Source organism: Nonomuraea bangladeshensis (assembly GCF_039529455.1).
Lineage (GTDB): Bacteria > Actinomycetota > Actinomycetes > Streptosporangiales > Streptosporangiaceae > Nonomuraea > Nonomuraea bangladeshensis.
In genome coordinates this window covers 482,225-507,527 of sequence record NZ_BAAAMV010000008.1, presented here as the reverse complement: position 1 = coordinate 507,527, position 25,303 = coordinate 482,225, and the positions used below count along the sequence as shown (strand labels likewise).

Here is a 25,303-nt window from a genome sequence, read left to right as displayed (position 1 = left end):
TATAGCGTCGTGTCGTGATTGTCCCGAAGAAGCTATTCAAGGGGCTGCTCGCGACCATCGTGATGGTTCCGATCGCGTTGGTGGCGACCCCAGCTTCCGCAGCACCCCCCAGCGACCCCGAGCACCCGTGGCGCCGCGCCCACTGGCCCCAGACGCAGCCGTGGCAGAGCGACACGCCCATGGACACCCCCCAGACCCTGCGCGGCCGGCCCACGACGCCGGGCGTCCAGCCGATCGACCCGCAGAACTGGGAGAACCCCGACAACATGACCTGGGCGGACTACAAGAAGCCGCCCGGCACCCAGTGGAACGACCCCGGTGTCAAGGGCTCGCAGCGCACCTTCAAGGGCGCGCTCGTCCTGCTGGACTACCCGAACCAGCCGTTCGTCGTCACCCAGTCGAAGGGCTCGACGATCTTCGCGAACCCGAGCGCCGAGGCCCACGACGTCCCGCGTGACCAGGTCGCGAAGTTCTACCAGGACTTCCTCAACACCCCCAACGCCCTCAACAAGGGGCACACCATCCACGAGTACTGGATGGAGGACTCCGGCGGGCGCATCGGGGTCGAGCTGACCGGGTTCGGCCCGTACACGATGCCGGGCAAGGACCACGAGTACGCCATGGAGTACCAGCGGGACGCCTGCCCCGCCGGCGACACCTGCACCAGGAACCTGCGGGGCGACGGCAACGCCGCCTGGCTCGCCGACGTCGGCCAGGAGGGCGCCGCCCAGTTCGACTTCGTCTTCTACCTGAGCGCCGGCCAGGACGAGTCGTCCACCTGGCAGGAGTTCGGCATGATGAAGTTCCCCACCAAGGAGGACGTGCCGGACGAATGGGGCCCCGACGACCCCGCCCTGCCCAACTGGTCCAAGACCCGCTACGTCGACTGGACCTCCTGGCAGGCCGGCTCCACCTTCTGGCCGAACGCCCGCTTCGGCGTCGACTCGGTGCAGGCCGAGAGCTCGGGCATGGGGGTCTACGCCCATGAGCTGAGCCACATCTTCGGCATCGCCGACAACTACAACAACCCGTACGCGGTGCCCCCGAAGCGCGCCTACACCGGCATCTGGGAGATGCTGAGCCGCGGCAGCTTCAACGGCCCCGGCGGCCCGCACTCGCGCTGGCTCATCCCGCCGACCTCGGGCGGGTCCATGGGCGCGCAGCACATGCTGCGCAACAAGATCAAGCTCAATATGGTGGACGAGCAGAACGTGCTGCGCCTGTCCCGCCCCGCCCTCGCCCAGTCCGGCCTGGTCGTGGCCGACGTGCTGGCGCGGGCCGTGCAGCCCGGCAAGAACGAGCTGTCCGGCGTCAACATCGCCTTCGACGGCGCCGACAACAGCTCCTGCAACGCCGCCGACCCGCTGTGCGACGGCGGCGGCTACGAGAACTACACCGTCGAGGTCGTGGACCGCATGGGCGCCGACTCCTTCACCCCCGACTCGGGCGTCCTGCTGGCCAAGACCAAGAACCAGGACCGCTCCCCATTCGAGTGGGTGATCGACGCCAACCCGCAGGACATCGGCATGACCGACTACGTCCTGCCGGACGGCACCAAGGTCCCGATCACCATCGGCGACTACCGCCAGCTCTCCGACGCGCTCTTCCACGCCGGCACCGGCTCCGGCAGCCAGTACGAGCACGTCGACGAGGCCAACCGCCTGCACTTCTACGTCCTCGACCTGAAGCGCAACAAGGACGGCGAGCTGACGTACAAGGTGGCCGTCCGCTCGCTGGACGGCGCGGGCCCGCAGCGGCGCGGCGTCAAGCTGCTGCCCGGCGCCGGCGTCCCCACCGGCAAGAACCTCTCCTCCTGCAAGTTCCCCCTGTTCAACACCGGCAAGGCGGCCCCGGCGCAGGGGCAGCACCCCGAGGACGTCAGCGCCTACCTCGGCTCCGACGTCTACCGGCTGTCGGCCGAGGTCAAGGGCAAGGGCTGGACCGTCCAGGTCCCGAACGAGCTGGCCGCCGTCGCCTTCGGCAAGCACGACACCGTGACCGTGAACGCGCTGCGCGAGGCCGGCGGCGCCCGCCTGGCCCAGGTCAAGCTCACGGCCACGTCCGAGAGCGACCCGACCAAGACGATGACCGCCACCTGCCAGGTGATCGGCCTGTAGCGAGATCCCGTGGAAAACGGTGGGGCACGGCTGGCGCGGCCGTGCCCCATCGGCTTGAATCGACCCCCGGAAGGGGGTGCCGGTTGAGCGACGAGCTGCCGGAGAAGATCGAGGACTTACCCGACAGGCCCCGGCGCAGGCACGGGAAGGTGCCGTGGGCCGCGTCCGTGTCGGCGGGCCTCGCCGCCGCCGCGGCGAGCATCCTGGCGGCCAGCGTCGAATGGGACATCCCGCCCGCCGCCAAGGTCGGCGTGACCGTGGCCGCCGCCGTTCTCGTCGGCCTCACCACCTGGGCCACCACCGAGTCCCAGCCACGACGCCGCGCGGCCGGACGCGCCGGCGGCGGCCAGGCGCCCGACCAGTGGCCGCCCGTCCCCGAGCACTTCACCGGCCGCGCCGAAGCCCTGGCCGAGCTGCGCGGCGTCGCCACCGCCCGCCGCCGGGCCGGCGACCTCGCGCCGCCGCTCGTCATCTCCGTCTACGGCCGCGGCGGCGTCGGCAAGTCCGCCCTCATGACCCGCTTCAGCCAGGAGATCGCCGGCTGGTTCCCCGACGGCCGCCTCTACGCCGACCTGCGCGGCGGCGTCGGCGCCCCGGTCCGCCCCGACGAGGTCCTCATCGGCTTCCTGCGCGCGCTCGGCGTGCGCCTCACCACCGACCCCGGCGGGCTGGACGAGCTGCGCAAGCTCTGGCTCACCTGGACCAAGGGCCGCAAGATCCTCATCGGCCTGGACAACGCCCACGACGCCGACCAGGTCAAGCCGCTCATCCCGGCCGAGCCCGGCTGCGCCGTGCTGGTCACCTCACGCTCCCCGCTGTTCCTGGCCGGCACCCACGACAGCCGACTCGGCGTGCTCACCGAGGCGCACGGCGTCGAACTGCTGGCCAGGCTCGCCGGCGGCGCCCGCGTCGTGGACGACCTCGCCGCCGCCAAGGAGATCGTCCGGCTGTGCGACCACCTGCCGCTCGCGATCAACATCTGCGGCGGCCGGCTCGCCACCCGCGAGCAGTGGACGCTGCGCGAGATGGCGAGCCGGCTCGCCGACACCCGCCGCCGCCTCGACCAGCTCGAAGTGGCCCAGACCGTCGAGACCAGCGTGCGCGCGTCGGTGCAGCTCAGCTACGACGACTGCACCGGCATGCAACGCCGCCTGCTGCGCCTGCTCAGCGCGCTGCCCGCCCCCGACGTGCCCGGCTGGGTGGCCGGCGAGCTGCTCGACATCAGCGGCCTCGAAGGCGGCGACCAGCTCGAAGCGCTCATCGACGCCCAGCTCGCCGAATGCTCCGGCACCGACCAGACCGGCGCGATGCGCTACCGGCTGCACGACCTCGTCCAGGTCTTCGCCGCCGAACTGACCGACCAGGACGAGCCGGCCCGCCGCCGCGCCGCGCTGGAGCGGGTGCTGTACGGCTACCGCCGCCGCGCCGAGGAGGCCGCCCAGAACCGCTGGCCGCAGGACTGGAGCAAGGGCGGCCGCCGCTCCACGACCGACGGCGAGGTACGCGCCGCCGACTGGCTCAACGCCGAGCGCCTGGCGCTGCTGGCCATGGTCGACCTGGCCCGCCGGCTCGAACTGTGGGAGCTCACCTGGGGCCTCGCCCGCGCGTTCTGCTCGCTGTGCCACTCGCTGCGCGCGTACTGGGCCGACTGGAACGCCGTCGCGGAGATCGGCCGGGTCGCGGCCGAACGCGCCGGCGACGCGCGGGCCCTCGCCATCGCGCTGCTCGACAGCGCCGCCGTGCACGGCGGCCTCGGCCTGCGCGAGCGCGCCCTGGAGGAGGCCCGGCGGGCCATGGACGTCTTCACCGAGCTGGGCGAGAGCTGGTGGGCGGCCAGGGCCATGCGCACGATCGGCATGACGCTCTTCAACGACGGGCACCTCGACCGGGCGCAGGACTACCTGATCGGCGCCATCACCGCCTTCAAGGGCGAGGACGACCCGTGGTGGATGGCCCGCACCCAGCGCAACCTGGCCGAGATGCGGATGGCCGAGCGGCGGCCCGAGGAGGCGAGAGAGCTGCTGGAGGACGCCCTGCAGGTGTTCAAGAGCCAGGGCAACCGCTACTCCGAGGCCCAGACGCTGCGCGTCTACGGCGAGGTGCTGGCGGCGCAGGCCCGCGGCGAGCACCGTGAGGGCGACCGCAGGATCGCCGCCGGCCTGTTCACCCGGGCGGGCGTCAGCCTCGACCGGGCGGGCGAGATGTTCCGGCAGCGGGGCGAGCTGTGGGAGGAGGCCCGCTGCCTGCGCGCCGCGGGCGAGGTCGGCGACCCCGCGAGCGGCCTGCGCGAGCTGGACCAGGTGCGCAGGGCCGAGGACATCCTGGCCGCGCTCGGCGACTCCTGGGGCGTGGCCCGCACCGCCGTCTCGGCGGGCCGCGCGCTGGCCCGCCTCGGCCGCACCGAGGAGTCCGAACGGGAGCTGCGCCGCGCCGTCGCCGCCTTCGAGGAGCTGCAGGACCGGTGGTGGATGGCGCTCAGCCTCCGCTACCTCGGGGAGGTCCACCTGGACGCGGGCGCGCCACAGGCCGCCGTGGGGCCGCTGGAGCAGGCCAGGGACATCTACCGCAGCCTCGGCAACGAGGCGGGCATGCGCAGGACCCTCGAACTGCTCCGGCGGGCCGCCCCCTGAGCCCTCACGTCAGCGGGGTACGCAGCAGCGCACCCGCCGCCTGCCTCGCCTGCGTGATGCTCTCCTCGAACATCTTGCGCGCGTGCGCCGCCTGGTCGGCCAGCTCCCTGATGTGCCGGTGCGCCAGCTCGTCGTGGACGGTCTCGGCGATCAGCCGCTGGTAGTCCGGCGTCCTGGCGGCCAGCGCCTCCAGCCGCCGGTGCGTCTGGTAGACCTTGTCGGTCTTGACCACCTGTTTGGCGTACTTCTCCAGGTGGCGCACCCGCTGCGACAGCGACGTCCAGGCGGCGTCGAGGGCGTTGGAGTACGGCTTGAACGCCTCCTCCATCTCGGGCGGCAGCTCGCGCGGCACCAGCTTGCCGTGCTCGGCGTGCATGGCCGACAGCTTGCGCAGCCGCTGCGCGATCTGCCAGACCTCCTCCGGCAGCGTCACCTGGTTGTCGATCGTGTCGATCAGGCCCGCGCGGTGCACCTTGGAGCCGAGGATGACCTCGACCGCGTTCTGGGCCCGCCGCAGCAACTGCTGGCAGGGGTAGTCCAGGTCCTCGGCGAGGACATAGTGGTCGGCGTGCGCGTAGGCGAGCCGCAGCCGCCGTCTCGTCGTGCGGTACGCCCCCTCCACCGCCGCCCACCGCAACAACGTGATCAACCCGACGCCGGCGGTGGCCACGATGGCGAGCGGCAGGTTGACCAGGAGGCCGATCAGCAGCAGGAAGGCGGGCAGTATGAACAGCAGCGCGGGGTTGAACGTGGTGTCCATGCGCTTGCCGGTCCGAGCCATGCGGAGGATGTGCGGGCTCGACCGCAGCTCTACCGAGATCTCCCGGGGCAGCGAGGGATCGATCACCAGCCGTGGAGGCAGAGCTCGTGGATCCATAAGTTAATGCTGCGTTATGAAGCTCGAATCCGCTCATATTTGGTGGACATATAGGGTCGAAGATGATGAGCGAAATGACGAGGTGGATCGAGCTTGAGGGCGCGGTCAACGCGCGCGACCTGGGTGGCGTCGCTCTTGGCGACGGCGGAGTCACGAAGAGTGGCCGGATCTTCCGGTCCGACAACCTGCAGGGGCTCACGCCCCGCGACGTCGATCTGCTGGTCGGCGAGCTGAAGCTGCGGCACGTGGTGGACCTCCGCTCCACGGCGGAGGTCGCGCTGGAGGGCCCCGGCCCGCTCACGCGGGTGCCGGAGGTGCGGCATCACCATCTGACGTTGTTCGCCGAGGGCGGGCGCTACACCGACGTCGAGGCAGATACCGCGCCCACCGGGATCGACGGCGAGCGGGTGCTGCCGTGGGCCGAGCGGGCGCTGGACGAGGAGCTGCGGGTCACCGGCTTCTACTTCGGTTACCTGCGCGACCGGCCGTCCGCGGTGATCGAGGCGCTGCGCACGATGGCGCTGGACGACGGGGCGGCGCTGGTGCACTGCGCGGCAGGCAAGGACCGCACCGGTGTGCTGTGCGCGCTGGCGCTGGAGGTCGCGGGCGCGACGCGGGAGGCCGTCGTGGCCGACTACGTGGCGACCGGCGAGCGGCTGGAGCTGATCCTGGAGCGCCTGCGCGCCAGCGAGACCTACCGCGGCGACCTCGACTCCCGTCCCGCCGACGACCACGCGCCCCGCGCCCGTTACCTGGAGCAGTTCTTCCGGGTGCTGGACGAGCGGTTCGGCGGGCCGATGGGCTGGCTGGAGGCCAACGGCTGGACCGCGGACGACACGGCCGCCATGCGCGCCCGGCTGCGGGACTGACGCCTGAGGTCGGCGGCGCTCAGGGCAGGTGGACGAGGATGCGCTGGGTGGCCGACAGGCGGGCCGCCTCCAGCACGGTGAGCACGTCCACCGCGCTCTCCGGGTCGACCGGCGGCGGCCCGCCGTCGCGCAGCGCCGCCGCCACGCCCCGGTAGAAGTCGAGGTAGGACCCCGGCTCGGTGCGCACCCGCCGGTGCTCCTCGGCGGTGCCGAGCTCGCCCCAGCGGTCCTCCTCGTCCTCGCCGAAGCCCGGCGCGTCGGGCGCGATCCCGGCGCGCAGGCGCTCCTCCTGCACGTCCATGCCGTGCTTGACGTACGCGGCGGCCGATCCCAGCACCCGGAAACGCGGGCCGAGCCGCGCCGCCACCGAGCTGGCCCACAGGTGCGAACGCGCCCCGCCGTCGTGGGTCAGCGCCACGAACGTGTCGTCGTCGGCGGAGACCCCCTGCCGGCGTACGTCGCTCTCGCAGTAGACCTCGCGGACCGGCCCGAGCAGCCGTATCGCCTGGTCCACCAGGTGGCTGCCGAGGTCGTAGAGCAGCCCGCCGATCTCCTCGGGCCCGCCGCTCTCCCGCCAGCCGCCCTTGGGCACAGGCCGCCAGCGTTCGAAGCGCGACTCGAAGCGCCGGATCTCGCCGAGCGCCCCCTCCTCCGCGAGCCGGCGCACGGTCAGGAAGTCGCCGTCCCACCGCCGGTTCTGGAAGACGGTCAGGAGCACGCCGCGTTCCTTGGCCAGGCGGACCAGCTCGCGGCCCTCCTCGGCGGTGCCGGCCAGCGGTTTGTCCACCACGACCGGCAGCCCCTGCTCGATGGCCGCGGCGGCGGTGGCCACGTGGGTCCTGTTGGGCGAGGCGACCACGACGAGGTCGCTCCGCTCCCACAGCTCACGTACGTCGGCGACGCCCTGCGCGCCGTAGCGGCCGGCCACCTCGGACTGCCGCCCCGGATCGCGGGTGACGACCGTGGTCAGCCGCAGCCCCGGGGTGGCGGCGATCAGCGGCGCGTGGAAGAACGCCCCGGCGACTCCGTACCCGACCAGCCCGACCCTGATCTCGCTCATCCGGCCAGGCTACCCAAGCTCAGGAGGCGGGCGGGTCCTCCCGTTCGGCGAGGAAACGCTCGAACTGGGCGGCGAGCTCGTCGCCGGTCGGCATCGGGGTCGACTCGGCGATGAGGTTCTCGCGTTCGGCGCCCGCGGCGAAGGCGTCGTACTGCTGCTCCAGGCCGGTGATCGCGGTGGAGAGCTCGGTGGAGGCCCGGATCTGCTCCTCGATCTCCGCCGTGGTGCGCTCGGCGGCGTCGCGCAGCGCGTCCATCGGGAACACCAGGCCGGTGCCCCGCGTCACCGCCTCCAGCGCGGTCACGGCGGCCGTCGGGTATTCCGCCTGCGACAGGTAGTGCGGCACGTGGACGGCGTACCCCATCGCGTCGAAGCCCTGCGCGCCGAGCCGCAGCTCGATCAGCGCGGCCGCGCTGCCCGGCACCTGGACCCGCCCGAACGCGCTGTTCTGCGTGTTGACCAGCTCCGGCCGGCTGGCGTGCATGGTGACGCCGAGCGGGCGGGTGTGCGGCACGGCCATCGGGATGCCGTGCACGGTCACCAGCTTGCCCACCCGCAGCCGTTCCGCCAGCGTTTTCACCGCGGCGGTGAACAGCTCCCATTCCCGGTCGGGCTCGGGACCCTGCATCAGCAGGAAGGGCGTGCCCGTCGCGTCCTCCAACAGGTGAACGGCCAGCTCCGGGCTCTCGCACTCCACCCAGCGGTCGGTGTCGAAGGTCATGATGGGCCGGCGGGACCGGTAGTCGAGCAGCCGGTCCACGTCGAACGTCGCCACGACCCGGTGCTCCAGCTCTGCCAGCAGGTGGCCCAGCGCCAGACGCCCGGAGCCCCCCGCGTCGACGAAGCCGTCGAAGTGGTACAGCAACACCGGCTCACGCAGCTCCGGCAGCTCATCTGCGAGCTCGTAGAGATCCTTCGGGTCGAACACGGTTGGACAGCCTTTCCCTAGGTACTCTTTCCAGAACCTATGGCGGGTCGGAACGATTCCGCGCACGGCACCCTATCGAGGCGTGCGCGATGGGATTCACAGTGTGAAATAAGAATTAAAGCCGGTGAACATGCTGACTGTGGCCATTCGAGCAGTCCGTAGTCATGCTTAGGGCGTGGCTACTTCTGCGCATTCCTTCTCTGGGCGGCCGCTCCACATCCCTCCGCTGCCGTGCCCGTTCCCCTCGGAGACCAACGAGCACGGCGTCGCGGTCGATGCGGAGAGCCACACCTGGCTGGCCGCCTCGCACATGCTCAAAGGCGCCGAGACCATCGAGCACTTCCGGCGCTCCAAGATCGGTATGCTCGCGGCACGCACCAATCCCACGGTGCCGCGTGACAGCCTCAGGCTGATCAACGACTGGTACAACTGGCTGTTCGCGTTCGACGACGCCTTCTGCGAGGGCGAGCTGATGGGACACCGCGCCTCGGCGCTGGCCCGCGCCCTGCCCCCGCTCCTCGAGATCCTGGACGACCGCCGCGAGCCCGACGAGGGCGACGCGTTCGGCCTGGCGCTCAAGCAGCTCCTCCACCGCATCTCCGAGCTCGCCACCCCCGCCCAGGTGGACCGCTGGCGCACGACGGTGAAGGAGTATCTGTTCGCCCAGATATGGGAGGCCGCCAACCGCGAGGTCGACCTGATCCCCACCCCCGAGGACTACGTCATGATGCGCCGCATCACCGGGGCCACGTACACCTGCTTCGCCCTCATCGACGTCGGCGGCGGCTACCGGCTCGAAGCCGAGGAGTGGCACCACCCCGACGTGCGCACGCTCTCCGACCTCGCCTGCGACCTCATCGGCTGGGACAACGACCTGCTGTCCTACGCCAAGGAGCGCGGCAAGGACAAGGCCCGGCACAACCTCGTCACGGTGCTGGCCACGCACAAGTCGCTCACGCTCCAGAACGCCCTCGTCGAAGTCGCGCAGATGCACAACGACGCCGTCGCCGCCTTCCTCGACCGGCGCGCGGCGCTCGACCGCTGGGCCACCCTGCCGGTCCGCAAGTACGTCCGCGGCCTCGAACACTGGGTCCGCGGGCACATCGAGTTCTCGCTCGGCAGCGCCCGCTACATCGGCGCGTGGCCCGACGACACCCGCTGGCCCCGAGCCGTCTAGCCGGCCGGCCGCGTCACGGCCGGTTGTCGTCAGTGGCGTCCAGCTCGCCCAGGGCGAGCGCGGACGCCTCGTCCAGGTCGCGCCGCGCGCCCTCCTCGAAGGTGTTCTTGTACGTCAGCTCGCCCAGCTCCTGTTTGCACGCCCGTATGCACGCGTCGTGGTCGCCGGTCATCCAGGGCGCGCCCAGCTGCGGCAGGCCGGCCGTCTTCCAGTTCTGCTGCAGCGCCCCCAGCAACTGCGTGGCCGTCGCGGCGTCGTTCAGCGCGGCGAAGATGCGCGCCGCGGTCTCCAGCGCCAGCAGCGTGCCGAGCGTGTCGTGGAAGTGCCGCTTGATGCGCAGCGCCTCCCGGACGTTCTGGAGCGCCTCGTCCGGCCGGCCCGTCGTCAGCCTGGTGCCGGCCAGCGCCCACTGCGCGTGCGAGCTGACCCACAGCTCACCGCGCTCGCGGCACACCTGCAGGCAGTCCAGCAGCAGCGACTCGGCCTCGTACAGCTCGCTCTGCGAGGACAGCACCAGCGACAGCTCGACGATGGCGGGCAGCAGGCCCGGGTTGAGCTCCTTGTTGTCGGTGTTGAACTCGATCGCCACGCCCAGCAGCGCGCTGGCCTTCTGCAGGTCGCCCTGGAGCAGCGCGGCCGTGCCCTGCATCTTCGAGGCGAGGATCACCGCGCGCGAGTCGCCCACCCGCACCGCCTCGGTGCTGCACTGCTCGGCCGATGACTGGGCTCCGACGCTGTCGCCCTGGGCGCTCTTGACGTACGACAGCACCCACAGCGCCTTGCAGCGCTCCTTGCTGAACTCGGGGTTGGCCTCCAGCGCCCGCTCCAGATAGAGCCGTCCCTCGCGGGCGAAACCGCAGCACACCCACATGAACCACAGCGACGACAGCAGCGTGAGCGCCTGGATCTCCCTGCCCGGCGTCTTCAGCGCGTGCTCCAGCGCCACCCGCACGTTGTCGTGCTCCTGGCGCATCCGTACGAACCAGTAGATCTGCCGCGGGCCCGACCAGGCGTCCTCGCTGCGCTGGGCCAGGCTCAGGTAGTACTCCAGGTGCCGCTGGCGCATCTGCTCGCGCTGGCCGAGCTTGTCCAGCCACTCGTCGCCGTACTCGGCCAGGGTGTCGATCAGCTTGTAGCGGACGCCGGCGTGGTTGCTCCTGATCAGCAGGACGGACTTCTCCACCAGGCCGGTCACGAGGTCCGTGATGTCCTCGGACGGCAGGCGGCCGTCGGAGCAGACGAAACGGGCCGCGTCCAGCTCGAAGTCGCCCGCGAACACCGACAGCCGCGCCCACAGCAGCCGCTCGGCCGGCTCGCACAGCTCGTGGCTCCAGCCGATCGCCGCGCGCAGTGTCTGGTGACGCGGCAGGGCCGTACGGCTCGCCCCGGCCAGCAGGCTGAACCGGTCGGCCAGCAGCCCCAGGATCTGATCGACCGACAGCGCCCGCAGCCGCACCGCGGCCAGCTCGATCGCCAGCGGGATGCCGTCGAGCCGCCGGCACAGCTCGGCCACCGTGCCGATGTTGCTCTCGTCGAGCTGGAAGTCGGGCACGCTGGCCCCCGCGCGGGCGGCGAACAACTGCACCGACTCGTTGGTGAACAGGTTCTCCGCCGGGTCGTCGCCGGGCACCTGCAGCGGCGGGACCGGGACCACGTGCTCGTACGGCAGGTGCAGCGACTGGCGGCTCGTGGCCAGCACCTTCAGGTTGGGCGCGGCCTCCAGCAGCTCGTGCACCAGCTCCGCGCAGCCCTGCACGACGTGCTCGCAGGTGTCGATGATGAGCAGCATGTCGCGCTCGCCCACCCACTCCGACAGCGACTCCGACTCCGCCCGCGAGGACTGGTCGGCGATGCGCAGCGCCGAGGAGATCGTGTGCTTGACCATGCCCGCGTCCTGCAGCCGGGCCAGATCGGCGAACCAGACGCCGTCCGCGTACTGCGCGCGGACCTGGTGCGCCAGGCGCAGCACCGTCCGCGACTTCCCGACGCCTCCGATGCCCGTGACCGTCACCAGCCGGGACTCACCGAGGTGCCGTTTGAGGTTGGCGAGCAGGCGCGTGCGGCCGACGAAACTGGTGAGCTCCGCCGGAAGATTGCCCTCTCGTCGCCAGCCTGTCGGGGTGGCCATGCGCAGCCTCACGGGGGATAGGCGACACCAACCCTGGCATCGTACCCCCGCGAATGCCGCGTGTCCCTGGACCTGGGGACACGCGCGGTGTTGCTTTGTATGTCTGGGTAGCATGTCGGTCGTGGAAGATTTCTACCCCGAGCAGACCTCGGACGACCTGGACCTCGGCTGGGGCGACGACCTCCCCGACGAGGACGCGGACAGCTTCTACCTGGACAACAGGCCCCCGCACTGGGACTGAGGCCCCGCACTGGGACTGAGGCCCCGCACTGGGACTGCAGCCCGCGCTGCCATGACCGCCGAGGGACTGCTGTGACCGCACCTGGGCTGCGCCCCGCCACACCGGGCGACTACGACGCCATCGCCGCCGTCGTCGACACGTGGTGGGGCCGGCCCATCCTCCCCTCCCTGCCGCGGCTCTTCCTCGACCACTTTCACCGTACGAGCCTGATCGCCTCGGATGACGCGGGCGAGCTCGCCGGTTTCCTCGTCGGTTTCCCCTCGCCGTCGGCTGAGGACGAGGCGTACATCCACTTCGTCGGCGTCTCCCCGGCGGCCCGGGGCACCGGTCTGGGCCGGAGGCTGTACGAGGCGTTCTTCGGCATCGCGCGGGACCACGGACGGCAGGTGGTGAGGGCGATCACCTCGCCCGTGAACGAGGCGTCCATCGCGTTCCACCGACGCATGGGTTTCACGGTCCGCGGCCCGCACCCCGCCTACAACGGCCCCGGCACCACCCTGATCACCTTCGAACGCACCCTCCCCTGACCTTCATCGGTGGGGGCTCGGCCGGCACCGCCGGGGCACACCTGCGCGTCCATCGCGGGACGGGCGGCCCTCAGGGGAGACGATCCTCCTGGGGCCCGCCCTCACGTACGCGGCCCAGGAGGCACGCGTCCTCGCCCGGCCGGTCGAGTCCCGGTGGTTCAGCTCACCACGTCCTTGCGGCGGAAGCGGCGGAAGGCGATCGCGATCAGGATGGCCGCGTACGTGATCGACACCGACGCGCCCTTGACCATCCCGCCCCAGTCCACCTCGGGCGTGAGCGCGTCCGTCCAGGCGCTGTTCCAGTAGGTGGGCAGGAACTCGCGCAGCGACCCCAGCGCCTCGACCGCCTGCAGGATCGTCGAGACGATCCACAGCCCCACCGCCCCGCCGACCGCCCCGAGCGGGGAGTCGGTCATGGTCGAGACGAGGAACGCCAGCGCCGCCACCACGAGCTGGCTGACCAGCGCGTAGCCGATCACGATGCCGAAGCGCGGCAGCACGTCCACCGCCGGGATGATCTCGCCGGTGACCGGCACCTGGATGTCGTTCCAGCCGAACGCCAGCGTGCCCGCCACCAGCGCCATCACCGGCAGGCAGATCACCGCCGCCGCCGAGTAGCCGAGCGCCACGATCAGCTTCTGCCGCAGCAGCCGGTCCCGGGGGATCGGCGCGGCCAGCAGATAGCGCAGCGACGACCAGTTGGCCTCGCTGGACACGGTGTCGCCGCAGAACATCGCGACCGCCACCACCAGCAGGAAGTTGGCCGACACCGACAGGGCGAAGGCGGCGAAGTTGAGCCCGCTCTGCGTCGCCAGGTCGGAGATGCGCAGCGACTGCCCCCCGTTGCTGGACTGGGGCCCGAACTGGAAGGCGATCACCAGGATCCACGGCAGGGCCAGCAGCAGCCCGAACATGACGAGCGTCCGCCGCCGCTTGAACTGCCGGACGATCTCCACGCGCAGCGGCAGCGTGCGGCGGGGCGCGTAGCCCGGCGCGGCGGTCATGGCTTGTCTCCGATGAGGTCGAGGAACACGTCTTCCAGGCGCGGCCCGTGCCCGTTCGTGGGCGTGGCCGAGGTGAGCAGCCGCGACACCGGCCCCGCCGACACGAGCCGCCCCCGCTGCATGACCACGACGTGGCTGCAGGTCTGCTCCACCTCGGCGAGCAGGTGACTGGAGACGATCACGGTACGGCCGTCGCGCGCGTAGCGCTTGAGCACCTCGCGCATCTCGCGGATCTGAGGCGGGTCGAGACCGTTCGTGGGCTCGTCGAGGACCAGCAGATCCGGCAGGCCGAGCATGGCCTGCGCGATGGCGAGCCGCTGCCGCATGCCCTGGGAGTAGGTGCGTACGGCCCGATCCAGCGCCTTGCCCAGGCCCGCGATCTCCAGCGCCTCCTCGAAGTGCGCGTCGGCGGGGGGACGCCCGGTCGCCGCCCAGTAGAGCTGGATGTTGTCGCGGCCGGACAGGTGCGGCAGGAAACCCGGACCCTCGACGAACGACCCGAGCCTGGACAGCACGGGCGCGCCCGGAGTCACCCGCTCGCCGAAGATGCGGACCTCGCCGTCGTCGGGGCGGATGAGGCCCATCATCATCCGCATCGTGGTCGTCTTGCCGGCGCCGTTGGGGCCGAGCAGACCGAGGACCTGGCCCCGCTCGACGCGGAACGACAGCCCGTCGACGGCCAGCTCCCCGTTGCGGTACGCCTTCGTGAGCCCCCTGATGTCCAACGGAACCGCCGGGTCGCCGTTCGCGCCCGGCTCGGGCGTGGCGACGGCGGGGTCGGACGTGGTGGTGGTCGTGGGGTCGAGCGTGGCGGTGGCCGGGTCGGGGGCGCTCGGGTCGGTTGTGGCGGTGGCGCGGCCCGAAGAGGTGCGGCCCGAGGAGGTGCGGCCCGTCGCGAGGATGATGGCGGCGATCACGATCGCGGTCAGCGGCATCGCCCACACCCACCAGGCGATCCCGGCCGGCGGGGCCGACAGGGTGCGCACCGTCGGGACGGCGAGCCCAGGGGAGGAGAGCGCCACCTGGTACGTGGCGGGCTCGGCCGGCGTGGCGAACCCCATGTCGGTCGTGGCCACCACCAGACGCAGCCGGTGCCCGGCAGCGAAGTTGTGGTCGGCGGCGGGCAACGCGACCGTGACCTCCACACTGCCGCCGCCGTCCGGGAACGTCACCCGGAACGGCGCCACCTGCCCGGCGGGCAGGACCGGAAGCTGCGAGCCGTCGGACACGTCGTACACCTTGGCGAACAGCGTCGCCTCGCCCTCGCCGGTCACCTTGACCACGGCGGTGGAGCTGCCGGTGAGCTGCAACGGCGCGGTCAGCGGCGCGGACTCGAACACCGCGCTCTGACCGGGCATGTCGATCGACACGCCGCCGCTCTGGCCGCCCAGGAGCGAGCCGACGCCGGGCACGGTCGAGATCGCCGCGGGGGCGCCGCCGGGCGGGTTGACGACGTTCTGCTCGGGGCCGGTGAGCCGGACGGTGGTGGTGTCGGTGCCGCCGAGACCCGGGTACGACGCCGTCTCCGGGTGCAGGCGGATGCGCTGGCGGGTGCCGGGGTCGCGGCCGCCGTCACGGGTGACCGTGAAGCCGCTGACCGGCGGCGTCGCCTGCGCCGATCCCTCGCCCTTGAGGTAGCGGGCGAGCCAGGCCGAGGTCTGCTCGTAGAGCCAGTCGGCCTCGCCGTTGCCGCCGTCGTGCCCGCCGTCGAACCAGGCGATGCTGACCGGGGTGCCCGCGGAGGCGATCGCGTTGGCGTTGGCGTCGGCGTGGCTCAGCGGGAACAGCGAGTCGCGCTGGCCCTGCAGCAGCAGCGTGGGGGCCTTGATGCGGTGGGCCACGGTGATCGGGCTGGAGGCGCGCAGCAGCGTGATCGCCTCGTCGGTGGCCCGGCCGTCCTTGGCGACGGTCTGGTAGATGTCGCAGATGGCCGGCAGGAACCGGCCGCACCGCGCCTCCTCGGGCGTCATCGGCGTGGCCGTCTGGCCGAGGCCCTGACCGCGCGTCTGGCCGTTTTGTCCTTGGCTGCTCTGGCCTTGCCCGTTCTGACCTTGAGCGTTCTGACCCTGCCCGTTCTGCGCGGAGCCCTGCCCCTGCCCCTGGCCCTGCGTCTGGCTCTGGCTCTGGCTCTGCTGGGCGAAGCTTTCGAGGGACAGCCCGCGGCCGAAGAAGATGCCCGACCACATGCGCTTGAAGACGCCGGTCTCAGGGTCGCCGAGCCCGCCCGATGTCGCCCGGGCGGCGTTGTTCGGGAACAGGGCGTCGGCCAGGTCGGCCCAGGTGATCTGCGGGACGATCGCGTCGACGCGCTGGTCGAAGGCCGCCGTCATCAGCGCGATGGCGCCGCCGTACGAGCCGCCCACGATGCCCACCCGCGGGTCGCCCGCCGCGTCGAGCTGGACCTCGGGCCGCTTGGATACCCAGTCGATGAGCTGCTTGACGTCCTTGACCTCGTAGTCGGGGGAGTTGAGCGCGATCTCGCCCGTCGAACGTCCGAAGCCCCGCGCCGACCAGGTCAGAACCGCGTAGCCGTCCTGGGCGAGCTGTGCCGCCTGCTGCCTCATGCTCTGCTTGCTGCCGCCGAACCCGTGCGCGAGCAGCACGACCGGCGCCTTGCCGCCGCCGGAGGGAGGGAAGAAGGTGGCGTCCAGCTGCACCCGTTGGTCATCGTCGGGTCCGTCGACGACACTTATCGCCTGGTCCTGGCCCCGCGCCTGCGGAGCCGACGGCCACACCAGCCAGGTCGTCACCCCGATCAGGGCGAGTGCTGCCACCAGCGCGGCCACACGTTTCATGCCGAGAGCCTACTTTCCGCACCTGAGAGATTTCTGAGACGGACGTCCCGGCGGCCCGTCACGGTCGCGCTCGGTGCCGTTGACCTGCGGGAACAGGAAGATCACTGAAAGGTCAGCCCAGGAGGGCGTAGACGGTGGTGGCCTGGGCGGCCGGCTCGGCGGTGCCCTCGGCGGTCAGGGTGATCTCGGCGAAGGCGAGGGTGCGGCCCAGCTTGGTGATGCGTACGTCGACCAGGACGTCACGGCCCGACACCGGACGCTGGAACGTCGTGGACTGCTGCACGGTCGTCATCGGCACGAACCCGCCGCGCGCGGCGCAGACGGCCAGGGCCGTGGCGGTGTCGGCGGCGGCCATCATCGCCTGCCCGGACAGGCCGCCGCCCTCGCGCGCCAGCTCGTCGGACCAGGGCAGGCGCAGGACGGTGCGGCGCTCGCCCGCCTCCTCGACCCGCAGGCCGAGCCGCTGGATCCACGGGGCGAAGTTGTCACGGAGGATGGCGTCCAGGGCTTCCGGGACGATGCCGCCGGCCGGGGCCGGAGTCTGTGGTGTCAGGTCTGCTGAGGTCACGCGGTCATCATGCACGCTCGCCCGGCATCGCGAAGGCGAGAAGTGCCTGCCTGTGGATAACTACGTGCGGGGGCGGGGGAAAGCTCGTATGCGGAGCGAGAGGGCCGGCAGGAAGGGGCGGGGGATGACGGCGCATCGGTCGGACATGGCGGCGGCGACGGACGCGGAGGCGGTCCGGGTCTTCTTGCCGTCCACGTACGAGAGCTCCGTCCCGTACGACCTCTTCGCTCGCCTACGCGAAGAAACCCCGGTCCGCTGGATCCCCGAGCCCGCCGTCGGCCCCTGGCGCGAGGGCCCCGGCTTCTGGGCCGTCTTCCGGCACGCCGACGTCAAGCACGTGCTCCGCACCCCGGAGGACTTCTCCTCGCACCTCGGCGCCACCCAGATCCGTGATCCCGACACCCCGTTCGACCTGGCGTTCGTCCAGGACATGATGCTGAACATGGACCCGCCGGACCACTCCAGGCTGCGCCGGATCGTGGCGGCGGCCTTCACCCCGCGCGCGGTCCGCGCGCTGGAGCGGGCGATCGCCGGACGCGCGGCGGCGCTGTTCGCGCAGGGCACGTGCGACTTCGTGGAGGTGGCCGCCGACCTGCCCGTCTGGACGCTGGCCCACGTGATGGGGGTTCCCGCGCGGGACCGGCGGCTGCTGTACGACTGGGCCTCGCGGGTCATCGGCTACCAGGACGCCGACCACGCGGGCCTGTCCACGGCCGACGTCGCCTCGCTCACGCCGATGGGCCGCCGGGCGGTCGCGTCCAGGCCGGAGCCGTGGCCGGGCGTGAACCCGAGGTCGCGGGCGGCGCTGGCGGACATGTTCGGATATGCGCACGCGCTCGCCGGGGCGTCCGAGGACGACGGGTCCGTCATGTCCGCGATGCGGCGCGGCGGCCTGACGGAGAGCGAGTTCGAGAACATGTTCTTCCTGTTCGCCGTCGCGGGCAACGAGACCCTGCGCAACGGCATCCCCGGCGGCCTGCTCACGCTCCTGGAGCACCCGGCCGAGCTGGCCCGCCTGCGCGCCGACCCGTCCCTGCTGGAGTCCGCGGTCGAGGAACTGCTGCGGTTCTGGCCGCCGGTGATCCACTTCCGCCGTACGGCGACCCGTGACCTGACCCTCGGCGGGCAGCACGTACGCACGGGCGAGAAGGTGGTCGTCTACCACGCCTCGGCCAACCGCGACCCGTCCGTCTTCCCCGGCCCCGACCGCCTCGACCTGGCCCGCGCCCCCAACGATCACGTCAGCTTCGGCTTCGGCCCGCACGTCTGCCTGGGCGCGCACCTGGCCCGCGCGCAGTTCCGCGCGACGCTCAGGGAGCTGCTGCGCTGGGACGTCGAGCTCGCCGGCGAGCCCCGGCGCCTCACCTCCAACTTCCAGAACGGGCTCAAGAGCCTGCCGGTACGCCTGACCCCGCGCCCCCTGCCAGGCCCATCCGGTAGTGGACCTCCTCCAGCGGCGGATCGGGCAGCATCTTCGACCGGCCGGACGGGCTGAACCCGAACCGCTCGTAGAACCGGCGCGCCCGCGCGTTCGCCGCCAGCACCCACAGCCCGGCCTCCCGATGCCCGGACGACGCCAGGTCCTCGACGGCGGCGGCCATCAGGGCCCGCCCCATGCCCGTCGAGAACTCCTCGGGCAGCACATAGATGGCGTACACCTCCATACCGGGCACGTCCTCATCCCGCGAGGGGCCGTACAGGGCGAACCCGCGTACGTCGTCACGCACCGCCACCCGGCCCGTCACGCGCCCGCTCGCCAGGGCGTCGGCGCGGTTGCGGACGATCTCGGGCCGCACCTCCAGCCCGGCGAGGAAGTCCGCAGGCATGACGTCCCGGTAGGCGACGCGCCAGGTCGCCAGGCGGACCTCCTCGATGACACCGGCGTCCTCCGGCCGAGCCGCCCGAATTTCGTATGACATATGGCGGATTGTCGCAGTAGGAGGGGTGGATGTCCCTGACGTCCACGGGACCGAGACCCGAGGTCGCCGAGGACCGTAAGATTCACTCCCGTGAAGTCTCCAGCATCGATCAAAAAGGCCGCTGAGTGGGCCTTGCCGTACTGGACCAGAGGCCAGGCGGGGCGCGAGACGCCGAACGACCTGTTCAGGGTGCTCTACTTCGGATGGCTGGTGGCGCTCACGCTCAAGCTGCTCGGCTCGGCCTGGGACGTCTCGTGGCACTTCAAGTGGCTGCGCGACGACCTCGCCCCGCCCCACCTGCTCAACTCGGCGGGCACCGCGATCGTGGTGGCGCTGACGATCATCCACGGCTACACCGGCTACGGCGTCGACAAGCTCGCGCTCAGGCTGATCCAGTGGGGCACCGGGATCTTCCTCGTCGCGGTCCCGCTCGACCTGATCAACCACCGCGTCAACGGGCTCGACATCACCTCGTGGAGCCCGTCGCACATCATGCTCTACGTTGGAACGTTCTTCATGATCGCGGGTGTGATCCGCGGCTGGTTCATGGGCGCGCCACCCGGCAGGGAGCGCACGCTCGTGCTGGCCGCGTTCCTCGCCTTCTTCCTGGAGAACGTGCACTTCCCCGAGCAGCACCAGGAGTACGGCATCCTGTCGGTCGGCGCCTGGGACAACAACGCCGTCTACGCCGAGCCGATCCTGCTGCAGTTCGCCGCCGACCAGATGGGGCGGCCGGTGGACCGTACGATGATGCTCGGCTTCGCGCTGCCGGTGCCCGACTTCCTCTACCCGGTCTACGCCGTGGTCGCCGGGCTGTCGGTGCTGGTGGTGGCCCGGCTGCTGATCGGCCGCTTCGGCGCCGCCACCCTCGTCGCCGGGGCGTACGTCGCCTTCCGCACGCTGATCTGGCCGCTGCTGACCTTCACCGGCTTCCCGCCGTCGGCGGTGCCGTTCTTCCTGGTCGTGGCCGGGCTCGCGGTGGACGTGGCGTTCCTGCTGCGGATGCCCGCGGTACGGGCCGTCGTGGGGGCCGTGGGGGCGACCGCGGTCGCGTACGGGGCGCTCGTCGTCCAGAGCACGATCATGGGCGCGGTGTACGGCGCCGTGAAGGGCCAGGAGGGGCTGGCCGGCGCGCCGCCCCTCGCCACGCCCTCGGCCGTCTGGGCCGGGCTCGGGCTGCTGGCCGCCTGGCTGGCCGCCGAGTGGATCGCCCGCAGGCGCGTCCCCGCCCCCGCGCCGATCGAGGCCCCGGCGGTCGTCACCGCCTGAGCCCCGATCCTGGCCCCTGGACGGTCAGGCGATGGAGGCGCGGGTGAGCGCGACCGCCACCCCGTACGCCAGGCCCATCACCGACACCTCGGCCACCGCCCAGCCCACCAGGGCGGTGGCCCGGCCGGTCCTGATGGCGGGCAGCAGGCGGAAGCGGATGTGCGCGGCCAGCGGCACCAGCGCGGCCACCAGCGCGGTCTTGGTCACGACCAGCAGTCCATAGTGGCTGGTCACGATCGCGTCCGGCAGCGTCACGCCCGGCGTCAGCGCCATCGTGCCGAGCCCGGTCACCAGGCCCGACAGGCCGACCAGCAGCAGGCACAACGTCGCCAGCCGGGAGAACTTCGGCAGCGTCACCGCCAGCAGGTCGCGGTGCGGGCCCACGAACGCAACGGTCGCGATCAGGCCGCCGGTCCAGGCGGCCGAGCCCATCACGTGGATCTCCATCGAGACCATGATCGGGTCGTGCCAGACCGAGTCGACGGCGTGGCCGGTCACCGGGATGGGCAGCAGGCCGAACAGCGCCACGATCACCCGCAGCTCGGCGGGGACCTTCTCGCCGAACCGCACCGCCATCAGGCCGATCCCGGCGGCGGCGAGCGCGCACGCGGCGCTGAACAGCAGGCCCTGACCCGTCCCGACATTCCCGACATAGTCGGCGATCATCCCGAACGTCGGCACGACGCCCGGGTTCAGCTCCGCCGTCTGGAACACGATCGTCAGCAGGGCGCAGATCGCCCACGCCCAGGCCGCGACCACGGCCAGCGGACGCACCCGCAGCAGGATCGGCTCGGTGCGGTCGGGGGCGTCGAAGCCGAGCAGCTTCGGCAGCAGGCTCAGGCCGACCACGGCGACGGCGGCGAGGTCGAGCAGGACCCGTACGACGGGCAGGCCCACCTCGACGACCGGGCCGGGCATCGGGATGCCGGGGACGGCCTCCTGCGCGGTGAACGTGCTCGCCGCCACGGCCGCGACCACGGCGCACACGCCGAACGCCCCGGCCAGCAGCTTCCCGCCGGTCCGGGGACGGGCAAGGGCAGGAGCCGCGACACTCACGACCGCACCCCCTCACCGGAATCGGTGGTGGAGGGGGCGGCGGGCCCCGTCGGAGCTGAGGCAGCGGGTGCCGCCGGGTCCGGAGCAGCGGGTGCCGCTGGGGCCGAGGGCGGGGTGCCTGGTGTGGCGGGGGCCGGGGGTGGGGTGCGGCGGAGGGCGACGACGGTGCCGGCGGCGAGCAGCACCAGCGCCCCGACGATCCAGACGACCGCCATCCCGGCCCCGCCGTTCGCCGCCGCCTCAGCCGCCGCCCCCGAGGCCCCCGCGGCGTCCGAGGCCGCCACAGCCTCCGAGGTCGCCACAGCGTCCGGGGCCGCCGCAGCATCCGGGGCCGTAGCGTCCGGCGTGGTCGCAGTGTCCGGGGTGGCCATGCCGTCCGGGGCCCCTGCGGCATTCGGGGTGCCCGCGGCGTTCGGGGTGGCCTCCGCGGGCGCCGGGGCGGCGGGGCCGGCCGAGGCCACAGTGAAGGTGAGCTTGCCGGTTACCGGGTGCCCGTCGGCCGACAGGATGCGATAGCCCACCACATACGCCCCGCCCCCCGGCAGCGCCTTGAGCTTCACCGACACCCGTTCCGCGGCCACCACCGCGTCCCCGTCGGCCCAGGAGGAGCCGTCCGCCCCGGTGACCCCGATCTGCGCGTACCCCTGCCGCACCGCCTGGTCGAAGACCAGCGTCACCCGCCCGGGCGCGGCCGTCAGCGTCGCCCCGTCCCGGGGGTCGCTGCCGACCAGCACGTTGTGCGCCTGAGCCGCGTACGGAGGTACGACCACCGCCGCGACACAGGCGAGCAGCAGGACCGTGAGTAGCCGCCTCAAAGCCGAAAGCCTTCCATCGAACACGTCAAGAACCCGTATATGGTCCCACCCATGGGAGGAAGCCCGTTCAGCGGCGCTGCGCCGTACTACGCCCGCCACCGGCTGGATCACGGCGAGGAGGCCATCGCCCACGTGGCCGCCGTCCTGGGCAGGGACGCGACGGTGCTCGACCTCGGCTGCGGCCCCGGCACGGTGGCGATCCCGCTGGCCCCGCACGTACGCGAGGTCCTGGCCGTGGACCCGGACCCGGAGATGCTGGCGGAGGGCCGCCGCCGGGGCGCGCACCTGCCGAACGTCCGCTGGCTGTCCGGCGACTCCACGGGGCTGGCCGCGCTGCCGCCGTTCGGCCACGTGGTGATGGGCCGTTCGTTCCACTGGATGGATCGCCGCGCGGTGCTGGCCGAGCTCGACCGGCTGCTCCCGCCGGACGGCGTGGTCGTGCTGCTGGGGCCGTCCCGGCAGCCGCCGGAGGACCCGTGGGAGCCGGCGATGCGGCGGGTGCGCGCCCGCTTCGGCGTGGGGAAGCAGCCGGCGTCCGGCACCTACCAGGCGACCGGCCTGCACCACCACGACGTCCTGGCCGCCTCGCCCTTCTCCGACCTCACCACGGCCTGCTGGGAGCGGCCCGTGACGAGCGGCCTCGACACCGTGCTCGGCCTGCAGTTCTCCTACTCCTACAGCACGCCCACGTATCTCGGCGAGCGGCTGGAGGCGTTCGTCGAGGACGCGAGGAGAGAGCTGCTCGCCGACAACCCCTCAGGCGAGTGGGAGCACGTCAGGCAGACCGAGGTGGTCGTGGCGCGCCGTCCTCCCGGCCGTCCTCCCCGCGGTTGACCAGCCGGGACGCCAGCCCGGCGACCCGCACCGCGCCGCCGGGCCATAGCCGCGCCAGCCGCCAGGCGATCCGCGCCGACGCGGGCGCCGCGATGACGGCCTTGCCGCGGGCCATGCCGCGCAGGACGTCCGCGGCGAGCGCGTCGGCGGAGTAGAGCCGTCCTGGGCCGATCGCCTGCCGCGCGGCCGCGCCGATCCTGGTGGCGGGCAGCCCGGGGTTGGCGTTGTCGAGCAGCGGCGTGTCCACGAAGCCGGGGCAGACCACGCACACGCGTACGCCGTGCTCGGCCGCCTCGGCCCGCAGCGCCAGCGACAGCCCGACGACGGCGTGCTTGGTGGCGGTGTACGGGAGCATCAGCGGCGCCGGCACCAGCCCCGCCATCGACGCGGTGTTGACGATGTTCCCGTGCCCCTGCCGCACCATGATCGGGTAGGCCGCCAGCACCCCGTGCACGACGCCCCGCAGGTTGACGTCGATCGTCCGGTCCCAGTGCGCCCGCGTCATCTCCAGCGCGGTGCCGCCGACCGCGATGCCGGCGTTGTTGACCATGAAGTCCAGCCGTCCGCGCTCGCCGGCCACCTGCTCGACGAGCGCGGCCACGGCCTCGGCGTCGGTGACGTCCACGCGCGCGTACTCCAGCTCGCCCTTGCCCCAGCCGGCGAGGTCGGCGGGCTCGTTCAGGTCGGCGACCGTGACGGCGACGCCGCGCGCGGCGAGCGCCCGCGCCAGCGCCCGCCCGATCCCGGACGCCCCTCCGGTGACGATCGCGGTCCTCACCGGCCCGCCGCCCCTGGCTCCGCCCAGATGCCCATGGCCCGCCAGAGCCGCCGGGTGAAGCGGTTGACCAGCCCCAGCTCGGCGCAGAGCTCCCGGGTCTTGCCCACCGAGTCGCGGATCTCGCGCCGCGCCTCGGGGTTGCGCAGGTAGACCTCGGCGACGACGTTCGGGGGGATGCGGAAGTGCCGGATCATCGCGCCGGGCGGCGCGAGCATGATGCGGGCCATCACGCCGAGGATCAGCGGCGCGGCGACGCCCAGCATGAACCGCCGGTACGCGGGCATGCGCGGCACTCGGTTGCGCAGGTAGTGCCGGGCGAAGGAGATGTGCCTGGCCTCCTCCGCGATGTGGATGCGCATGATCGTCTCCTCCAGCGGGTGGTGCGGCCGGTCGTCCTTGAGCACCTTGCGCTGCACGTGGTCGATGGGATCCTCCCCGCCGAGCACGAACACGAAGAACAGCTCGGTCGAGATCAGCGGGATCAACGGCGCGACCTGCGCGACTAACGACAGCGGCCGCGGCATGCCCCGGATCGGCATCCCGGTACGGTTCACGAACTCCTGGAACATCATCCCGTGATGTCCCTCTTCAATGGTCTCGTGGTAGACGTACCGGAACTCCGGCGACCCGTTCGGCAGCCGGTAGGCGTAGTTGAGCAGCCCGCGCTTGAGCAGGTTCTCGAACTGCAGGCCGATCTTCATGGCGGTGGCCACCCGCCACAGCCCGATCGCGGCGCGCGTCTCCGGGGTCCTGGCGCGGTACCAGGGGTGCCCGCCCAGCTTGTCCACCCCGGGCAGCTCCCACCGGGGGTCGGCGGGGTCCACCCGGTACTCGGGGTCGTCCCAGGGGATGTCGCGGTAGGGCTCCCAGTGCTTGTCCACCGACGCCTTGGACAGGCGGTCGATGACCGCCCGGTAGGCGGCGCGGCCGGCCACCTGCTCGTCGGCTTCCCTGGCGGTGATAGAGCTCGGTGCGCGTGTCATCGCATGCACTCCTCTCCTCGCCAAGTAATTGTACGAACTGTCCAATAACTCGGGAAGAGGGGTGTTTCACAGCTTTTCTAGGGATACGCCGAGTTCGTTCGCCGCCGTCGTACGGATCAGCGTGTTGATCCGCCGCCGCGAGAGCACCTTGGGATGCACGTTGATCTGGATGGCCAGCCCGTCGATGAGCCCGAAGATCCGCCAGGACGCCCCGTCGGGGTCGGGACAGGTGAACTCGCCCGCCGCGGCGCCGTCCTCGATGATCGCCCGCAGCAGCAGGCGGCCGTGCGTGTCGATGCGGCGGGAGATCTGCTCCAGCTCCGCGTTGCGCATCGCCTCCGCCCACGCGTCGATCCACAGGCGCCAGCCCTCCGGCTGCATGGTGGGGGCGCACACGCGCAGCAGCCGGCGCAACCGGTCGAGCGGCGCGGCCTTGGACTGCTCGATGTCCTCCAGCGTGGTCAGGTGCTGCCGGGCGGCGTACATGAAAGCCTGGGCGAACAGCCGTTCCTTGCTCTCGAAGTGGTAGAAGAGCAGGGCCTGGCTGACCCCCGCCGCGCGGGCGATGTCGACGGTCCTGGTGTGGCCGAAGCCCTGTTCCGCGATCACCTCGCAGGCGGTCTTCAGGAGATCCTCACGCCGTAATCGGCTGAAACCAGATGTCACAACGGGTAACTCTTTTCAATGCTGACTATCTTCATGATCATGGTATCGGCCGGTCCTCGCCC

Annotated in this window: 21 protein-coding genes; 8 read left to right on the top strand and 13 right to left on the bottom strand. The window is 71.9% G+C overall.

The annotated features are described in order from the left end of the window. Window positions 1-14 precede the first annotated feature (14 nt). Both ABD292_RS28415 and ABD292_RS28410 read left to right on the top strand, forming a co-directional pair. Entirely contained in the window at window positions 15-2,117 is a 2,103-nt protein-coding gene (locus ABD292_RS28415) for a M6 family metalloprotease domain-containing protein (RefSeq protein WP_344212515.1), read from the top strand. Window positions 2,118-2,200: 83 nt separating this feature from the next. Further along, on the top strand, window positions 2,201-4,747 hold the full coding sequence (locus tag ABD292_RS28410; protein ID WP_344212513.1) for an ATP-binding protein: 2,547 nt from the start codon (window positions 2,201-2,203) through the stop codon (window positions 4,745-4,747). Between the two features lie 4 nt (window positions 4,748-4,751). Here ABD292_RS28410 and ABD292_RS28405 read toward each other — a convergent pair whose 3' ends face one another. Next, window positions 4,752-5,624 carry a hypothetical protein gene (locus tag ABD292_RS28405; RefSeq protein ID WP_344212511.1) on the bottom strand — a complete coding sequence of 291 codons (873 nt, stop codon included), beginning with the start codon at window positions 5,622-5,624 and terminating at the stop codon, window positions 4,752-4,754. 74 nt (window positions 5,625-5,698) lie between these two features. On the opposite strand from ABD292_RS28405, the gene ABD292_RS28400 reads away from it, so the two are divergent. Further along, window positions 5,699-6,493, top strand: a complete 795-nt coding sequence (locus tag ABD292_RS28400; RefSeq protein WP_344212509.1) for a tyrosine-protein phosphatase — start codon at window positions 5,699-5,701, stop codon at window positions 6,491-6,493. Between the two features lie 19 nt (window positions 6,494-6,512). Here the strand turns inward: ABD292_RS28400 and ABD292_RS28395 are convergent, their stop codons facing one another. Next, a complete protein-coding gene (locus tag ABD292_RS28395; RefSeq protein ID WP_344212507.1) occupies window positions 6,513-7,553 on the bottom strand; it encodes a Gfo/Idh/MocA family oxidoreductase in 1,041 nt (346 codons plus the stop codon). Between the two features lie 19 nt (window positions 7,554-7,572). Then, window positions 7,573-8,481: a proteasome assembly chaperone family protein gene (locus ABD292_RS28390; protein ID WP_344212505.1), complete on the bottom strand. Its 909-nt coding sequence runs from the start codon at window positions 8,479-8,481 to the stop codon at window positions 7,573-7,575. 175 nt (window positions 8,482-8,656) lie between these two features. Between ABD292_RS28390 and ABD292_RS28385 the strand changes: the two genes are divergently transcribed. Next, complete coding sequence (locus tag ABD292_RS28385) at window positions 8,657-9,658, top strand: terpene synthase family protein (protein ID WP_344212503.1); 1,002 nt, start codon at window positions 8,657-8,659, stop codon at window positions 9,656-9,658. Window positions 9,659-9,671: 13 nt separating this feature from the next. On the opposite strand, the gene ABD292_RS28380 is transcribed toward ABD292_RS28385, so the two are convergent. Continuing rightward, on the bottom strand, window positions 9,672-11,798 hold the full coding sequence (locus ABD292_RS28380) for an ATP-binding protein (RefSeq protein WP_344212501.1): 2,127 nt from the start codon (window positions 11,796-11,798) through the stop codon (window positions 9,672-9,674). Between the two features lie 300 nt (window positions 11,799-12,098). On the opposite strand from ABD292_RS28380, the gene ABD292_RS28375 reads away from it, so the two are divergent. Further along, window positions 12,099-12,554 (top strand): GNAT family N-acetyltransferase, encoded by a 456-nt coding sequence (locus ABD292_RS28375; RefSeq protein ID WP_344212499.1) that lies wholly within the window; start codon window positions 12,099-12,101, stop codon window positions 12,552-12,554. A gap of 158 nt (window positions 12,555-12,712) precedes the next feature. Here ABD292_RS28375 and ABD292_RS28370 read toward each other — a convergent pair whose 3' ends face one another. The 3 genes from ABD292_RS28370 to ABD292_RS28360 all read right to left on the bottom strand — a co-directional run bounded on the left by ABD292_RS28370 (window position 12,713) and on the right by ABD292_RS28360 (window position 16,921). After that, the gene (locus ABD292_RS28370) at window positions 12,713-13,558 is read right to left on the bottom strand and encodes an ABC transporter permease (RefSeq protein WP_344212497.1); all 846 of its coding nucleotides are present in this window, start codon (window positions 13,556-13,558) and stop codon (window positions 12,713-12,715) included. Continuing rightward, the gene (locus ABD292_RS28365; protein WP_344212495.1) at window positions 13,555-16,353 is read right to left on the bottom strand and encodes an alpha/beta fold hydrolase; all 2,799 of its coding nucleotides are present in this window, start codon (window positions 16,351-16,353) and stop codon (window positions 13,555-13,557) included. The genes ABD292_RS28370 and ABD292_RS28365 overlap by 4 nt, the downstream gene beginning before the upstream one ends. Window positions 16,354-16,465: 112 nt before the next feature. Continuing rightward, on the bottom strand, window positions 16,466-16,921 hold the full coding sequence (locus ABD292_RS28360; RefSeq protein WP_344212493.1) for a PaaI family thioesterase: 456 nt from the start codon (window positions 16,919-16,921) through the stop codon (window positions 16,466-16,468). 124 nt (window positions 16,922-17,045) lie between these two features. Between ABD292_RS28360 and ABD292_RS28355 the strand changes: the two genes are divergently transcribed. Next, the gene (locus ABD292_RS28355; RefSeq protein WP_344212491.1) at window positions 17,046-18,416 is read left to right on the top strand and encodes a cytochrome P450; all 1,371 of its coding nucleotides are present in this window, start codon (window positions 17,046-17,048) and stop codon (window positions 18,414-18,416) included. Here the strand turns inward: ABD292_RS28355 and ABD292_RS28350 are convergent. Next, on the bottom strand, window positions 18,307-18,840 hold the full coding sequence (locus ABD292_RS28350) for a GNAT family N-acetyltransferase (RefSeq protein ID WP_344212489.1): 534 nt from the start codon (window positions 18,838-18,840) through the stop codon (window positions 18,307-18,309). The genes ABD292_RS28355 and ABD292_RS28350 overlap by 110 nt on opposite strands. Window positions 18,841-18,930: 90 nt before the next feature. Here ABD292_RS28350 and ABD292_RS28345 point away from each other — a divergent pair, with 90 nt between their 5' ends. Next, on the top strand, window positions 18,931-20,109 hold the full coding sequence (locus ABD292_RS28345) for a hypothetical protein (RefSeq protein WP_344212487.1): 1,179 nt from the start codon (window positions 18,931-18,933) through the stop codon (window positions 20,107-20,109). 24 nt (window positions 20,110-20,133) lie between these two features. On the opposite strand, the gene ABD292_RS28340 is transcribed toward ABD292_RS28345, so the two are convergent. Next, on the bottom strand, window positions 20,134-21,165 hold the full coding sequence (locus ABD292_RS28340) for a copper resistance D family protein (RefSeq protein ID WP_344212485.1): 1,032 nt from the start codon (window positions 21,163-21,165) through the stop codon (window positions 20,134-20,136). Next, on the bottom strand, window positions 21,162-21,980 hold the full coding sequence (locus ABD292_RS28335) for a copper resistance CopC family protein (protein ID WP_344212483.1): 819 nt from the start codon (window positions 21,978-21,980) through the stop codon (window positions 21,162-21,164). Before ABD292_RS28335 ends, ABD292_RS28340 begins: the two co-directional genes overlap by 4 nt. A 51-nt stretch (window positions 21,981-22,031) precedes the next feature. Between ABD292_RS28335 and ABD292_RS28330 the strand changes: the two genes are divergently transcribed. Then, the gene (locus ABD292_RS28330; protein WP_344212481.1) at window positions 22,032-22,814 is read left to right on the top strand and encodes a class I SAM-dependent methyltransferase; all 783 of its coding nucleotides are present in this window, start codon (window positions 22,032-22,034) and stop codon (window positions 22,812-22,814) included. On the opposite strand, the gene ABD292_RS28325 is transcribed toward ABD292_RS28330, so the two are convergent. The 3 genes from ABD292_RS28325 to ABD292_RS28315 all read right to left on the bottom strand — a co-directional run bounded on the left by ABD292_RS28325 (window position 22,756) and on the right by ABD292_RS28315 (window position 25,241). Further along, window positions 22,756-23,592: an SDR family NAD(P)-dependent oxidoreductase gene (locus tag ABD292_RS28325; RefSeq protein WP_344212479.1), complete on the bottom strand. Its 837-nt coding sequence runs from the start codon at window positions 23,590-23,592 to the stop codon at window positions 22,756-22,758. The two genes, ABD292_RS28330 and ABD292_RS28325, sit on opposite strands and share 59 nt — an antisense overlap. Then, window positions 23,589-24,575 (bottom strand): AurF N-oxygenase family protein, encoded by a 987-nt coding sequence (locus ABD292_RS28320; RefSeq protein ID WP_344212477.1) that lies wholly within the window; start codon window positions 24,573-24,575, stop codon window positions 23,589-23,591. Before ABD292_RS28320 ends, ABD292_RS28325 begins: the two co-directional genes overlap by 4 nt. A 66-nt stretch (window positions 24,576-24,641) precedes the next feature. Further along, on the bottom strand, window positions 24,642-25,241 hold the full coding sequence (locus tag ABD292_RS28315; RefSeq protein WP_344212475.1) for a TetR/AcrR family transcriptional regulator: 600 nt from the start codon (window positions 25,239-25,241) through the stop codon (window positions 24,642-24,644). Window positions 25,242-25,303: the final 62 nt, after the last annotated feature.

Bases quoted from the DNA above. Each gene is read 5' to 3' on its own strand.
- ABD292_RS28405 (WP_344212511.1), bottom strand. From the start codon at position 5,624: ATGGATCCACGAGCTCTGCCTCCACGGCTGGTGATCGATCCCTCGCTG.
- ABD292_RS28400 (WP_344212509.1), top strand. From the start codon at position 5,699: ATGACGAGGTGGATCGAGCTTGAGGGCGCGGTCAACGCGCGCGACCTG.
- ABD292_RS28395 (WP_344212507.1), bottom strand. From the start codon at position 7,553: ATGAGCGAGATCAGGGTCGGGCTGGTCGGGTACGGAGTCGCCGGGGCG.
- ABD292_RS28370 (WP_344212497.1), bottom strand. From the start codon at position 13,558: ATGACCGCCGCGCCGGGCTACGCGCCCCGCCGCACGCTGCCGCTGCGC.
- ABD292_RS28365 (WP_344212495.1), bottom strand. From the start codon at position 16,353: ATGAAACGTGTGGCCGCGCTGGTGGCAGCACTCGCCCTGATCGGGGTG.
- ABD292_RS28355 (WP_344212491.1), top strand. From the start codon at position 17,046: ATGACGGCGCATCGGTCGGACATGGCGGCGGCGACGGACGCGGAGGCG.
- ABD292_RS28350 (WP_344212489.1), bottom strand. From the start codon at position 18,840: ATGTCATACGAAATTCGGGCGGCTCGGCCGGAGGACGCCGGTGTCATC.
- ABD292_RS28330 (WP_344212481.1), top strand. From the start codon at position 22,032: ATGGGAGGAAGCCCGTTCAGCGGCGCTGCGCCGTACTACGCCCGCCAC.
- ABD292_RS28320 (WP_344212477.1), bottom strand. From the start codon at position 24,575: ATGACACGCGCACCGAGCTCTATCACCGCCAGGGAAGCCGACGAGCAG.